Origin of the sequence: Ignavibacterium sp. (assembly GCF_025998815.1) — a bacterium.
Lineage (GTDB): Bacteria > Bacteroidota > Ignavibacteria > Ignavibacteriales > Ignavibacteriaceae > Ignavibacterium.
In genome coordinates this window covers 2,586,819-2,601,834 of record NZ_AP026678.1, presented here as the reverse complement: position 1 = coordinate 2,601,834, position 15,016 = coordinate 2,586,819, and the positions used below count along the sequence as shown (strand labels likewise).

Below are 15,016 nucleotides of genomic sequence, written 5' to 3'. Positions count from 1 at the left end.
TGCATTTCTTCTCCGCCAAGCATTCTGAAGAATTTAAATAATCCGCCAACTGTTCCGGCAAATCCAAGCAGATGTAAGTACTGCTGCGCCGTGCATTGTGTGTTTTAAATATTTTTCATTCAGACCAAGCCAACCAAGAATCAGTAACGGAATTCCAAAAAATGTTGGAATTAATGCAGTAATACTTTCACTACTAATACCAAAGTATCCGTAAAGCCCATTACAATAAATATTACACATAAACAATTGAAGTTTGCCATGATCTCCATATTGAAAATTTTAGCTAAAATGAAATAATTTTTTTTAATTCAAATTCAGAATTTTTTCAAATGTGATTTAGGATTTAAATTGGACTACACAGGTGGCAAAACCCTTCTGAGAATGTCAGGCAGCGTAATCTCAAATTTCGTATCCTGGATTAATATGCCAAAGTACCGGCCACGGGTAAACCAATGGGGTCTGACCCTGTCGTGATGTAATAATCACAATCAGCATATATTCTTTACTGGTTCGGTCATGAAATAGGGATGTTTAATAAAAGCAGCTTCATGGTTTTCGGCTCCAACCGATGCTCATTACTTCTGATTAGGTTATCACCCTTTGATGGCAGTCTTAGACCAGGGATAATAAGCTGCATCAGATAGTTTTAATCCTAAATCGTCTCTTGGTTTTTTACTCCTCTGCCATAACTGGATGTCACGAATCAACAAAGCTCATTGTTCGAATCACCATAACATTTTGTAAACACTGTATTATCAACCCAACAGACTATCTCCGATACTCACCTGGAGTCAGATTAATCAATACTTCAATTTGAATCTGTAAGGAGTCGAAGTCAACCCAGGTCCGCCTAATATCTATCAGCGCAGGAAGGGAGAATTCTATGCATCATGCAGATTTTGAACGCTAAATCTGATAATAGTTCTGTTATAAGAAAAGGACCAAGAAGTCATTTGAAGCAAATGTAAAGATCAGTACCATCTTCGCTGCATAAGATAACCATGATTTACCATGTTCGGAAAATGCTGCATTATTAATCCAGCCGATCTAGTTTGTTAAACTTTGATTTAAATTCTTGAGCAAATTTTTTAATTGATTTGAAGGAAGCTATATCAACCTGCATGAGGTGAACATCTGAATTCTGCAGATGAGATTGTAGTGCTTGCCGGAGTGCAGATTCACTTCTTTTTAGATGCACGACATGCCATAATAGCACAGTACGATATTCAGAGGCAAATTTAACTTGCTGCAGCTTTTCCAATTCCCGAATTTGCACCGAGTCATTATGACTATCCTTCGTTTCCTTCTATTCTAGCTTGAATATGAAAAATTTGTATCCAATTCCGCTGAAGACAAGAACTAATCTTACTCATTAGCAACAGTGAATGCTCTTTCCCGGCTAACAAGATCTAGTGCGCTCGACTTAATTTGTACAACGCTGGAAGAGCAATAGCTATATCATTTTGTCCGGCTTTGAATTTTTGTTGACGATAACTGTAAGTATCCTCTCATTCATATCAGAACGTATATAAGCATAAATATTTTCATCAGCTTGAAGAGTTAAAAAATCACCGTAACGTAAAGCCGGATGTTCTTTTCTGATATGAATAAGTTTACTTACATCTTCAAGGGTTTGTTTTTCATATTGATTTAGCTCATCATCAAAGCGCATCATTCTTCTATTATCAGGATCAGCAGCTCCGGTCATTCCGATTTCATCACCATAATAGATAATCGGAACACCTGGAATTGTTAGGAGGTAAGCCATATAAACTTTCAGCTTTTCATAGCTGCTTTGATTATCAACTTGCGGAGGATTTGTCCAACCAATTTCACCTGCGCGTCCATCATTAATTTCAAGATCACCATCTGCATAAGCCATATAACGAATCTTATCGTGGCTATCCATTATATTGCCCATCAGATTATTGTAACCAAATACCTGAAAACTTTTCTGCATTTGATAATCAACTAATTTAAAGGATGCCTTTTCATCAAGGAAGGTGGGGATTGCAACATCATATAAATTAAAATTAAACTGCGCATTCAGTTGTCCGTTGCTCACATAAGAAGCTATTAAGTCAATTCCACCGAAAGTTTCTCCAATCTGATAAATTTTTTTCTTCTTTGGCAGCTCAATATTCCGCTTGAGTTTTTTAGTCAGCATTCTCCAGAATTTATTCGGGACATGCTTAACTGCATCGTGACGAAATCCATCTGCACCTGTTACATTAAGCCACCAGACAGCGTTATCTGTCATAAACTCAAGTGCATCATAAGCTCCGATGTAATCAAATGAAGGCATATAAGGTTCAAACCAGGTTGTTAAACGGTATTCGTCCCAAAGTCTCAGATTTTTTCTTCCGTCAGAAAGCTCAAGAACACCAAACCAGTCCCGATGCTCTTTCCAGAATGGATGTTCCATATGAATATGGTTAGAAACAAAATCAAGAAGAATATTAATTCTTCTTTGATGGGCTACTTCAACAAGCTCTCTTGCGAGATTCATATCACCGAAGTGTTCTTCAACTTTTGTAGATGAGACCGGCCAGTAACCGTGATAACCTGTGTACCATCTGTGCGGCGCTGGATATTCTCTGTACGCGTTATTAGTATTATCAACAATCGGTGAAATCCAAAGAGTATTTATTCCAAGTTTATCAAAATATCCTTCTTCAATTTTTTTGATTATGCCAGCTAAATCACCACCATTGTAGTTTGCAGGCTTGAACAGAGAATCGTGAACTACTGGTGAATCGTTTGTTGTATCACCATTGTAGAATCTGTCAATCATTAGCGAATAAATTATCTGGTCGTGCAAAGTTCTTTTATCATTTGAGCCGGCAATTGCACCATCGATTATGTGAACTGCCTGAATATTGCTGTGTTTTCCCATTCGGTTAATTGCTATTCTGACAATGTGTTCTCCTTTAAGCATTTCATTTTTAACAGACAGATGAATTTCCCGACCGATAACTTTTATTAATTGTCCGGGAAACTTTTGATTATCAAACAATGCAATTATACTTTCTTCACTAACCAGATTGCTGCGATCAGTATTTTCAAAATAAAATTTTAATGTCAGTTCATTTGCGGTTTTTTCTTTCCCGATAATGTGGAGAAACATTTTATCTTTTGCTTCTTCTTCAATTATGCGAACCGAATTAAAATCACCCATTCCATTCGGAACTTTAACAGGATTTTCGGGATCAACAATTTCTTTTCCATCGACAAAAAATTTGTATTCGTATCTTCCCGGATCTAATGGAATTTCAATCTCAAGCACACCATCACCATTAGAATCTTTCATCGGAAAGTTTTGTCTGTTCCAGCTATTAAACTGACCAAAAAGATTAACTTGTTTTTCTCCCGCTTGCAGTTTGTATGTGAAAAGATATTTTTTCGTTTTATTTAGCTTAACAGGAATTTCATAAATCTTGTCATAATATTTAAAGGTGATTAAAGTCATTCCGGAAAAATCTTTTATCGGTGTAAATGAAACTTCGTCTTTTAATGAGTCATACTTCACATCCACAAATTCGTTTGGCAGAAACTCAACCGGATAATCTTCCGAATAAAAAATATCACAAAGCGGAATCGAAACAGTTTCGTTTTCAATAAGATTTATTGGTTGAATTAAATCATGGATGTTCTGTGGATGAATTGATGTTATAAGAATAAATGAAAGGAGTAATAATTTTTTTAACATAGGATTCTCTTTTATGATTAGGAAAAAGTCACAGACAAAGTTAATAAAAGCGCATTAAAATGATTGTAGAAAAAGAAGTGATTTAAACTTTGAAGCAATTACTCCTGTGCAGCCATTCCGAAATTTGTCCATTCCTCTTTTGCTGGTCCGTAGATGCCCGGAACTTTTAATCCCAATAACCTCATTACTACTGTTAATTGAGCGCGATGATGAATCTGATGATTTATAATTACAGATAATGTTGTTCCTCGTTTCCATTTTTCTCCGTACATATCATCTTCCTGCTGCAGAGTTTCATCTGTCCATTTTTCTTTTATCTCATTCAATAAATTTTCTGAAGAGGTTTTATAAGCATCAGCTATTTCTTTAACTGTTGCGGGAAAAGAATTTTCATCAACTGCTTGGAATGACAATCCTGTCCGTTGTGCCATTTCGCTGATTGATGTTGTAATATGCCAGGCAAGTCTTCCTGCTGTTCTAACATTTTCATTTACTTTTTTGGTTAGTGATTCATCTGTGAGATTATTGAAAACTTTTAAAGTTGCTTCGGACTCGTAAGTCCAATCGTTTATGAAATCGGATATTTTGTAATACATTCTAAATCCTTTCAATTGCCTTGGTATTTGGTTGGGTAAAAATAGAAAAAGAGAACATTGAGCATTAACTCATATTTATTGCAAATGGTACTAAAGTCTTTTGATTTAATTTTCGTCCTGCAATTTTAGATAGTGTTGTGTAGCTCCAAAATAGCTCCGGCATTTATGCTGGAGAATGTTAAATCCAAAAAATATTCCGGGCTTTAGCCCAAACAACAAGAACAATAATTGGACTAAAGTCCATTTTATTAGTTATCATTTTTTTCCCACGCTCTGAAGAGCGTGGCAATTATTATAATTAGTCGTACAAAACTCTATTCAGCAATCCACTATTTAATTCAAACTCTCAAAAATCTCTTTCAACTTTTTCAGATTCTCCTGCCAATCTTTTTGTTTTGCTCTTTCTTTCTCAACTACCTCTGCGGGAGCGTTGTTAACAAATTTTTCATTGCTCAGTTTTTTTTCAACTCCGGCAATTGAATTTTCAAGTCGCTGAATTTCTTTCTGCAACCTTTGTCTCTCAACTTCAAGATCAATAAGTCCTTCGAGTGGAATGAATATCTCAACATCTCGTAAAACAGCCGAAGCACTAGCTTTTGGTTTTTGAACATTCGCATTAACTGTAAGTTCTTCAACCTTTGCAAGTTTTTTTATGTAGTCAATCTGATGTTCTTTTACTTCGTTGGATTTTATCAGAGCATTAACTTTTTTAGAAGGTGCAATGTTCATTTCACCACGAATGTTTCTGATTGCAGTGATGATATCTTTTACAAAATCCATTTCATTTTCCGCGACTTCTTTAATCAGACTTTCATCAGCTTTCGGAAATTCTGATACAGAAATACTTTCACCTTCTTTTCTTGGTTGTAGTAATTGCCACAACTCTTCAGTTATAAATGGCATAAAAGGATGAAGCATTTTTAATGCATCTTCAAAAATTGAAATGGCTCTGGTTAATACTGCAGATTTAACTTCATCATTATCACCATACAATCTGCCTTTAATCATTTCTACATACCAATCACAGTAATCATTCCAGATGAACGAATAAACAATTTTAATTGCATTGTTAACTTCAAAATCATCCATCGCTTTATTGAATTGAAGAAGAGTTTGATTAAGTCGTGAGATTATCCACTCATCCGCAAAGTCTTTGTGTTTGTCAATCAGAGATTTATCCGTTTTAATAGTTTCTTTGTTCATCAAAAGAAATCTGCCGGCATTCCATATCTTATTTGCAAAGTTTCTTCCGAGTTCACATTTCTCTGTACTAAATAGAACATCCTGTCCGAGAGGTGCGAGATAAATCACCGTAAACCTTAAAGCATCCGCACCATATTCTTTAATCACTTCAAGTGGGTCTGGAGAGTTGCCAAGCGATTTGCTCATCTTTCTTCCCTGAGCATCGCGAATGATGCTTGTGAAGTAAACATCGCGGAAAGGAATATCTTTCATAAAATGCATTCCAGCCATTATCATTCGTGCAACCCAGAAGAAAATAATATCAGGACCTGTAACGAGTGTGTCAGTTGGATAATAATATTTTCTTTCTTCTTCAGTTCTGAAAATTGCGTGCGCCCATAGCCAGCTTGATGCCCAGGTATCAAGTACATCTTCATCTTGTTTATAATTCTGCAAATCTTTTGGAGGATTTACATCACAATAAATTTCGCCCGTTTGTTTGTGATACCAAACAGGAATTCTATGTCCCCACCAAAGCTGACGTGATATACACCAGTCTTTAATGTTTTCCATCCAGTGGAAATAAGTTTTTTCCCAGTGTTTTGGATAAAATTTTATTCTTCCTTCTTTCACAACATCAATGGCAGGTTTGGCAAGTTCGTCCATTTTCATAAACCATTGTTCACTTAAGTATGGTTCAATGGGAACATTGCCTCTTTCGGAGTATCCGATTTTTGTTTGATAATCTTCAATCTTGTGTAACAAACCAAGCTCTTCAAACTTTGCAACAACTTTCTTACGAACTTCATATCTATCCTGATGTTGCAACCAATCCGGCACATTTTCATTTGTTGTTGCATCATCATTAAAAATATTAATGAACTGAAGTTTATGTCGCATTCCCATTTCGTAGTCGTTTACATCGTGTGCTGGTGTTACTTTCACAGCACCTGTTCCGAATTCCTTATCAACATACTCATCAGCTATAATTGGAATTTCTCTTTCAACAATCGGAAGTTTTACTACCTTTCCAATAAGATGTTTGTATCGTTCATCATCCGGATTAACAGCAACAGCAGTATCGCCCAGCATTGTTTCTGGTCGTGTTGTTGCAACAATTATAAATTCATTACTATCAACAACAGGATATTTGAAATACCAGAGCTTTCCATTAACAGTTTTATAAATTACTTCTTCATCAGAGATTGCAGATTTGTTGGCGGGATCCCAGTTAACCATTCTGTAACCGCGATAAATTTTCCCTTCTTTGTACAAATCAACAAAAGCTTTAATCACTTCGCGATAGTAATCCTCATCCATTGTGAATCGCTCGCGTCGCCAATCGCAGCTAACACCAAGTTTTTTCAGTTGCTGGATTATTATTCCGCCATATTGTTCTTTCCACTGCCAGCAATGTTTAAGAAATTCCTCTCTTCCGATTTCTTTTTTCTTTATTCCTTTTTCTTCTAAAAATTTTGTTACTTTTGTTTCGGTAGCAATTGAAGCGTGATCAGTTCCCGGAACCCAGCAGGCATTATAACCTTGCATTCTCTTTAAACGAATGAAAATATCCTGAAGAGTATTATTAAGGATATGACCCATCGTTAACATACCTGTTATATTTGGCGGTGGAATTGGAATTACATACGGTTTTTTGTTTTTATCAACTTCTGAATGATAAAGTTCGTAATCGTACCAGTACTTATACCATTTATCCTCAACATCAGCTGGATTATATGCTTTGGGAACTTGCGAAAAACTATTTTCAGACATTAAATACTATCCTTCGAAAAAATCTTTGTGAAAGAAAAAATTTGAGTGCAAATATAAGGATTAATTGCCTTAAGCCTTAAAATGAAAACATATACTTTAATTGCGCATTTTATTTTATTCCTACACAATATTTTGAATATAAAAATATCCTGAAATCTCTAATTTTGTAATGAAATCTATTTTTCGCTGAAAAATTACTTCCCGAATAAAAATATTAAACTTTATAGTTTAATATTTAAACTTTATATGCATATATTAAATTTTATAGTTGACTTGTATTATAAATAAATTTAATTTTGATTGTGGAAAAAGAAATAGTCGAAAAATTTCTTCGAGATCTAAAAACCAAAATCAAAATTTACGATATCATATTCCGTAATGATAGAAATAAAAACCTACAAACACTGGCTGCTCTTGAAATTACTCCTATTGAACGAAAAAAATATATAGAAAAGCTAAGCGTTGATAATTACTGTTCAGGACCGAATAGAAATACATTATATCCCGAGCATGCTGATTATTGGGAATTTGGTATGAAAATAAAATCTCAAGAGGTATACATAAAAATTGAAATGGGTTTGCCAAACTCCTCTGTAATCTGCATTTCTTTTCACATCGCAGAACATAAATTGAAATATAAATTCAAGAGAGGAAAATGAAAATGAATAATATAAAATGCCCGTTTTGTGGAAATGAAAGGTTGACCTTAAAGAGAGAGCCGGCAAAAATTATATTCAGAAATGAAGAATATAGAATTCATAAGTTGTTTTATGAATGTGAGTCGTGTAAAGAAAGATTTACAAACACAGAGTTGGATGAAAAAAATTTGCAGCAAGTTAAAAATCAATATAGAGAAATTCATTCAATACCTTTCTCTGAGCAGCTTATTCGTACCCGTAAAAAGTATGGACTCTCTGCTGCAAAAATGTCCGAAGTACTGGGATTTGGAGCTAATATTTATAGAAATTATGAAAAAGGAGAGGTGCCAAATTTAAGCAACGGAACATTGTTAAACCTTGCAATAAGACCAGAAGAATTTCTAAAAATTATTGAAAATAAAAGAAATTTATTTTCTGAAAACAAATTTGAGCAGTTAGTGCAAAAAATAAAATCTTTTATAGAAGTTGGAAATTCTTATCAAAGATTAAAAAAAGAAATTTGGAATGAAGAACTTATTCCAAATGAATTCACTGGTTATTCTGTACCTAATTTCGAAAAATTTGCCAATCTGGTTTTATTCTTTTTGAAGAAAAATAGAAATATTTTTAAAGTTAGAATGAATAAGTTATTGTTTTATTGTGATTTTTATTTCTTCAAAAATTATGGTTATTCTATAACAGGTAACAGATATCAAGCAATTCAGATGGGACCGGTTCCATTCAGATATGATTTGAACTATGATTTTCTTACAAATGAAAATTATATCGAATTCGAGCTTAAAGAAATTAATTCTTCAATTGTTGAATCCCCAGTGCCTTTAAAAGATTTCAATGATAAATTATTTAGTGAAGACGAACTAGAAACAATAGAATTCATACATAATAAATTTAAAGATGTAAAAACCGAAGACCTTGTTGAAAAAAGTCATAATGAGAAAGGTTGGTTAATGGAACATAATAGAAAAGGTTTAATTAGCTATCAAAAGTACGGTTTTGATTTAAGTATATAAATTAAAACAATCTAAATTTCTTTCACTCAATCATCTCACCAACCACTGATTTATTTCTTTTATTTCTTCCGTTAATGTGCGTGTTTTAAAAAAAATTAAATAGCTAACCTAATCCGTTAAAAATGATTATAAGCTTTTATTGTGTTTGATTTAATGAGTAGAGTATCCCTGCATCCAGATATAACTGTAAATATTATCACCAACCTGTGGTTTATAACCACTTTCAATTATCTTTTCAGTGGCATATAAAAATAATTTAATTGGCTTTTCGGGATGGCCAATGGATAATTTTAACTGATATATTTTTTGTTTTTCCAGTTCAAATTCCGAAACTTCCTCAATGAAAGATTGAACGAAACAATCATCTAGGTTATAGTTGTAAGGCAAATCTCTCATCTCAGCAAGATTATAAAAAGCTGTTCCGTTTTCTGATTTTAATTTAGTGAACATTTTAAGATGTTCAATAGAACCCTTTAATTCTGCTTCTTCAAGAACTTTTTCATCAATTAAACTTATTATATTGGGTTTAGTTTTAAAGAGTGAATATGCCAAGCCAGCAATCCGAAATATTCTGAAAGTATCTTTCATATAAACATCCATATTCATTAAAAATAATGGGTCATAGAAATTAATTTTAATTCCATCAATTGTTGAGCTTTGAATTATTGCTTCATAGGTTTCACTATCAACATAAACTTCATCTATTTTTAAGAAGATATCTGTGCCCGCATAACAAAATGGTATTGAGTTTATAATCTCAAGAGATTCTGATTGAGAATTCCTTATGCCAAAAGCTATGAATCTGAGATTTGTATCTGGGTATGTATAATATTTAAAGGTTTTATTGCCTTCATTTAATGAATAAGTTTTGGGATCAGATGGTATTCCCTGTTTTAATATTTTCTTCATCAAAGTCGAAAGAACTCCTTTTTCCTCAATGTTTATTACCGATTCCCAGTGATTTCCGTGTACCATAAATTACCTCAAAATTATTTTGACTAACTTATCAATCTCTTTCATTTCTTCGGAAAGGTATTTTTTTATTTCCATTCTTAATCTGCCAAGACGTGTGGCTGATAACTCTTTTTGTGGCGGATTTTTCTCCAAATATTCTTTTGCTTTTTGATGCGCCGCTTTACTTAATTCTGCAAGTTGTCTGTGTGCTTCATTTGACTCATCATAACGCGGAAAATATATGTCGAGGATTTTTTTTGAACATGCCTTGCACCAAACAAGCCTCGCGACTGAAATTCTTTCATCATTAAATTAGGAATTGATGAATTTAAAATAGAGCTTAAGATAATAAGCTTCATTCTCAGAAAATAAGTCGTACGAAAAGTTGCATAATCAACTATAAAGTTGAAATCCAATCCTGGTTCTATCAATAACCGTAGCACTAAGCGTCTTTCCCGACATATTGTATGTATAGCAAAACCAAATAGTCGCATTTAGATTTTGTTCGTAAGTTTATTTTGCCAATTAAGATAATCCACGCTTGAAATACTTTGATTCTTTTCTGTCCTTAAAAGCTGCCAAGTGTCTTCAACATTCTTAAACCATCTTGCTGCATTAAGATAACCTTCTCTTCTAAGTTCCTCGCTTTCAAGCAGTTTAATTGTTTTGTTGTTTGTGTGATCAGTTTCAATCAAAACCGGCAGCACTACCAAATCAGGATTGTAAAGTGCAAAGGGCAAAATGCTTTTTGCAAGTGCCGTACGAAAAAGAAATCTGCTCTCAATCTTTCCGTTAAACTTCAAGCCTTTCCAAGGTCTTTTCGCATCAGCTTCAATTGCTTCGGAGGTTTTAATATTCAAAATTCTATCTTCAAAATCGGGTGGAATTTGTTGGTCAAGTTCTACAAAGTAAAAACATCTCGGAACAATGGTAGCGCCCTGTTTAAAATTTTTCTTATATGGATTTTCTAACTGATTGCTTTTTGTTTTTCTGATTGAAATTGCAGAAGCATTCCCTTGTTTGATATAATGAAACTTAACTTCCTTTTCTTCGAGCAAAGAAGAAGCAACTTTAAGATTACAATTGTGTTCGGGTAATTTACCGGAAATTATTTTTCCATTAACATTACTAATGGGAACAGATTTTACATCTTTATACTTTTCAACAAAGAACACACAACTCGGAACCCGAAACAACGGATTAACTTTATCGAGATCCCAGATTTTATTTATTCTGAATCCTTTTGCTTTTCCGCTTCTTGTATTATCGTGATGGTCTGCACTAAAAAAACTTCTTGGTAAAACGAAGGCAAGTTTTCCTTTTGGGTTTAAAAAATAAGAGGCACAATGCGCCTGAAAAATTGCAGCAATTTCAAGATGAGGAAAATTTGCAACCTTTGCCGGTTTAACATTATAATTCTCTGCAAGTGTGTTAAGAATATTTTGATATTCTTCATTTTTAATTGAACTATAAGTAAACCAGGGAGGATTTCCGATTACATAATCAAACTTGCCAGCAAGGAAGTAAGGCTTGTAAAGATTTTGAACAATAAATTTCCAGATGCTATCTCTTCCTTTTTCTTTAACTGTTTTTAAGCCGATATAAACCTTATAAAAACTTTCAACAATCTGTTTTGTCAGTTGATGATTTTTAAGTCGCTTGCGTAAAATATATTCAAAGGTTTCTTCGTCTTCTTTTTTAGTATTTTGAGTTTGCTCGGCAAGTTCATCACAAACTTCAAGCGCATCATCAAAAAGATTTACATCTTCAAGAATCTGAGTGTTAAGTTTAAATTTTTCTTTATCAATATTTAATGAAAACTCTTTACCAAAAAGATCCTGCACGCCTTCAGGTGCAAGTAAAGTATTTGCAAGAATTATATTCAGATAAACAGGTTGCTTTGCGTTTATAATTTCTTTTCCGAGAGCAAGCAGCAATGTTGTTTTTGCAATTTGGACGCTGAGAGGATGAATATCTATTCCGAATATGTGGTTATTAATTTCTTCAACACTTGATTCGGGATTAAGCTGTTTGAAACGATGAATCGCAGCTCTTAAAAATGAGCCGCTTCCACAAGCCGGATCCAAAATTTTATCAGTGTTCGTAAAAGAAAACTCATTAATAATTTTCTCACAGAGCCAATCAGGTGTATAATACTCGCCAAGAGAATGTCTTGTGTCAATATCAATTAATTCCTGATAAACACCCTTTAATACATCTTCATCAACATTATTAAAATCAAAAGATGAAATTTCTTGCGCAATTATTCGAAAAGTATTCTTCAGATTTTTGAAGTTTCTGTCACTTACAACCCAATGAAAAAAATCATTTTCAACAAAATTTCGAATATTGTATTTGTGGAAAATTGTTCCATCAAGAATTGCCTTAAGTTCGCTATCATCAATATAATCGTCGTTTGATATAACACTATAAGCAAGCATCTTTGCGAAGACGCTAAGATAACTGTGTATTATGAAAACTTCTTCTTTGGCATCGAACTGTCCGTAAGCAATGCTTAAAAACTTTTCCCACTGTTCAAAAGAGACCTGAACTTCACCGAATTTTTTTGCCTGCTTGAACCAAGCATACATTTCTCTAAAGCATTCAATAAAAACTTTACTCTGATATCCAAATGATTCTTCAATCGCTTTAAGAGTTGCTTTTTGCTTTTCTTCACGAAATAAAAATCTATCAATCCAATAATAGAATTCTTCACTGTTCCTTTCTGTTAAAGTGAATGAAGCTGATTTAACTTCATCAAGTTTAAGTTCATCTTCTTTTAAATCTGAAAGTCTGTTTAATGAATCAACATCAGGGGCAAAAACTTTCCAGGTAATAAAATCCGATGCAATTAAGGTGAAATTATATCCTTCGCCGGAATTAAACTGACCAAGTAAATAGCCGGCTAATTGTTCTTTTGCATGTTCAAGTGTTAACTTTAAATCGTTTTCAAACTCTATTATTATTTTGTTGTAAAGAGTATCTGCGCTGCCTCTGTGAGTTTTTTGTTTTCGTGGAATATTCAGAATGGTAGTTTCAGCACCCAAAGTTATTTTATCCACAATCTTTTTTATTTCACTATCGTTGCCATATAAACGATTAAGTAAATCTTTGAATGCTTCTTTTTTTGTAAGCTCTTTATGCGATTGTTTTACCTTTTGAAGGTACTCTTTGATATGAAGTAATTTTTCTTCAGTTGGCATTAAAATACCAGATGGAATGTGATTATTATTCTTATTCGACTTTGAGTGCAAATATAAGGAAATTGGAGGAGTAAGGGTTAAACCAAATAGCACGCAGGTGACACTGATCTAGCAGATTTCAACATGATATTAATTATCAATAAACTTCTCTGTGGTTCTCCGTGCTTTCTCAGGGTAACTCCGTGTGATGAATATTTGGATATGCGAAAATGCTCGTTATCTGTATTTAAGTCTATTTTGTCTCATACAAATAATTTGGAAGTTTTACTTTTATTCTCGTGTAATCTCCCTCAAAGTCCGTCCACTGATCTCCAACACAGATAATTATTTCATAACCGTTCTGAATTAGCTCTTTTCTTTTTTGTGATTTGAACTGAGCCGCACCCAGTTTTCTCTCTTGTTCACTCCTCATAATCAAAGTATCAAAATCAGTATAACCTTGCTCCATAAGGTTTCTGTATGTAGCATCATATTCCTCGATTTGTCTGCCCGTGAGAAATATAAGTTTAATTCCTTTTGATTTGAGATAATTATAGAATTCAAGGGTCTGTTTTATTGCCGGAAGTTTTGCACTCATCACCCAATCCTGAATTATCTGATAATCATAGCCATAATCAAGTCGCTTACTTATTTCATAATTCGATAACGCAGTATCATCAACATCAAATATTGCTGCGGAGTTTGGCTTCACTTCAATTTTATCAATTTTACTTTTTGCATCAAGATATATTTCTTTTAATTCTTTATCGTATTTGCCGGATTCATAATAATCTTTCACTCTGTCTTTTGCTACACGAAGATTAACCAATTCATTGGAAGAACAACTTAAAAGAGTGAGAGAAAGAGAAAGAATAATAGTAAGATTACGAGTAGTAGTAGTAAGAGTATTTCTGAAAAAGAATGATTTCATAAAGTTTTTTTTAATAATTAAGTGTCTAACATTACAACCATTCATTAATTCAATCATACAGCAATACAGGAAAAAAAATCAAAAGATTATTTTTCAGAATATATCGGGATAGTAATTACTAAGTTTTCTTAAAGAAAAACAGTAATGGTCTTTCCAATCTTGCAGCCCATTCCTTTTCATTGTGTTCTGCGCCAGGAGCATAATAGTAATCAATATCCTGTCCAAGCACATATCCTTTTTGACTTAGAAGACAAAACATTCTCTGACCGCGAATTAATCCATCTTCTCCGTGATCAATATAAAACTTAATATTCTTTTTAGGTCCTTTATAATCTTCAACTAACTTCAATGCATGGTCACTATGATAATAGAATGAGCTTGACATACAACCAACTTTCGAAAAAACTTCGCCGTAAAACCATCCTGCATAAAATGAAATTAAACCACCCATTGATGAGCCAATCATTGCTGTATTTTCCCGGTCTGGTAGAGTTCTGTAATTCGAATCAATAAATGGTTTTAATTCCTCAACAATAAATTTAAGGTAAAGCTGACCTTTATCACTCCAGCTATATTCATCCAGTCTGTCTGGTGTATTATAAATTCCCACAACTATTATGTCTTTTATTTTTCTTTTTCTTATCAGCTTCGATAATGTTTCATCAACACGCCAGTCTTTTCCTGCATAAGCTGTTTTCGGGTCAAGAATATTTTGTCCGTCGTGCATATAGAGCACAGCATATCTTTGTTCTTTTTTCTTATAAGAGTTATAACCTTTTGGCAACCAGACCACAATATCTCTCTGATTATTCAAAAATGAAGATGAAAAGCCGCGATGATATTTTACAATTCCCACTATTTCATCTCTTTCGGCATTTGACTTTGGTCTTTTAGGTTTTTGTTGGCGAAACATAGAAATTCTTTTCTTAGATTTTATTCCTGCAAAGATAAGTAAAACATTCTGATGCGATAAAATATTTTTTACGGAAATTTCCTGCCCGAATGTGTGGTTTGTCATTG

At 33.5% G+C, this 15,016-nt stretch carries 10 protein-coding genes; 2 read left to right on the top strand and 8 right to left on the bottom strand.

The features are described 5' to 3' along the window. Window positions 1-33: 33 nt before the first annotated feature. The 4 genes from Q0X14_RS11300 to Q0X14_RS11285 form a co-directional block, all read right to left on the bottom strand. The gene (locus Q0X14_RS11300) at window positions 34-240 is read right to left on the bottom strand and encodes a hypothetical protein (protein WP_297838489.1); all 207 of its coding nucleotides are present in this window, start codon (window positions 238-240) and stop codon (window positions 34-36) included. Window positions 241-1,453: 1,213 nt separating this feature from the next. Then, entirely contained in the window at window positions 1,454-3,709 is a 2,256-nt protein-coding gene (locus tag Q0X14_RS11295; protein WP_297838486.1) for an alpha-amylase family glycosyl hydrolase, read from the bottom strand. A 98-nt stretch (window positions 3,710-3,807) separates the two neighbouring features. Continuing rightward, window positions 3,808-4,305 carry a DinB family protein gene (locus tag Q0X14_RS11290; RefSeq protein WP_297838483.1) on the bottom strand — a complete coding sequence of 166 codons (498 nt, stop codon included), beginning with the start codon at window positions 4,303-4,305 and terminating at the stop codon, window positions 3,808-3,810. 333 nt (window positions 4,306-4,638) lie between these two features. Further along, window positions 4,639-7,260: a valine--tRNA ligase gene (locus Q0X14_RS11285; RefSeq protein WP_297838480.1), complete on the bottom strand. Its 2,622-nt coding sequence runs from the start codon at window positions 7,258-7,260 to the stop codon at window positions 4,639-4,641. Window positions 7,261-7,562: 302 nt separating this feature from the next. On the opposite strand from Q0X14_RS11285, the gene Q0X14_RS11280 reads away from it, so the two are divergent. Beyond that, complete coding sequence (locus tag Q0X14_RS11280; RefSeq protein WP_297838476.1) at window positions 7,563-7,919, top strand: hypothetical protein; 357 nt, start codon at window positions 7,563-7,565, stop codon at window positions 7,917-7,919. A 2-nt stretch (window positions 7,920-7,921) separates the two neighbouring features. Further along, a complete protein-coding gene (locus Q0X14_RS11275) occupies window positions 7,922-8,929 on the top strand; it encodes a type II TA system antitoxin MqsA family protein (protein WP_297838473.1) in 1,008 nt (335 codons plus the stop codon). A gap of 150 nt (window positions 8,930-9,079) precedes the next feature. Here Q0X14_RS11275 and Q0X14_RS11270 read toward each other — a convergent pair whose 3' ends face one another. From Q0X14_RS11270 to Q0X14_RS11255, 4 genes are all read right to left on the bottom strand, one after another. Further along, window positions 9,080-9,904 (bottom strand): hypothetical protein, encoded by an 825-nt coding sequence (locus tag Q0X14_RS11270; RefSeq protein ID WP_297838469.1) that lies wholly within the window; start codon window positions 9,902-9,904, stop codon window positions 9,080-9,082. Between the two features lie 473 nt (window positions 9,905-10,377). Beyond that, the gene (locus tag Q0X14_RS11265; RefSeq protein ID WP_297838466.1) at window positions 10,378-13,086 is read right to left on the bottom strand and encodes an N-6 DNA methylase; all 2,709 of its coding nucleotides are present in this window, start codon (window positions 13,084-13,086) and stop codon (window positions 10,378-10,380) included. Window positions 13,087-13,318: 232 nt separating this feature from the next. Then, window positions 13,319-13,996, bottom strand: coding sequence for an HAD family acid phosphatase (locus tag Q0X14_RS11260; RefSeq protein ID WP_297838464.1), 678 nt, complete (start codon window positions 13,994-13,996; stop codon window positions 13,319-13,321). 118 nt (window positions 13,997-14,114) lie between these two features. Further along, window positions 14,115-15,014: an alpha/beta hydrolase-fold protein gene (locus tag Q0X14_RS11255; protein ID WP_297838461.1), complete on the bottom strand. Its 900-nt coding sequence runs from the start codon at window positions 15,012-15,014 to the stop codon at window positions 14,115-14,117. Window positions 15,015-15,016 lie beyond the last annotated feature (2 nt).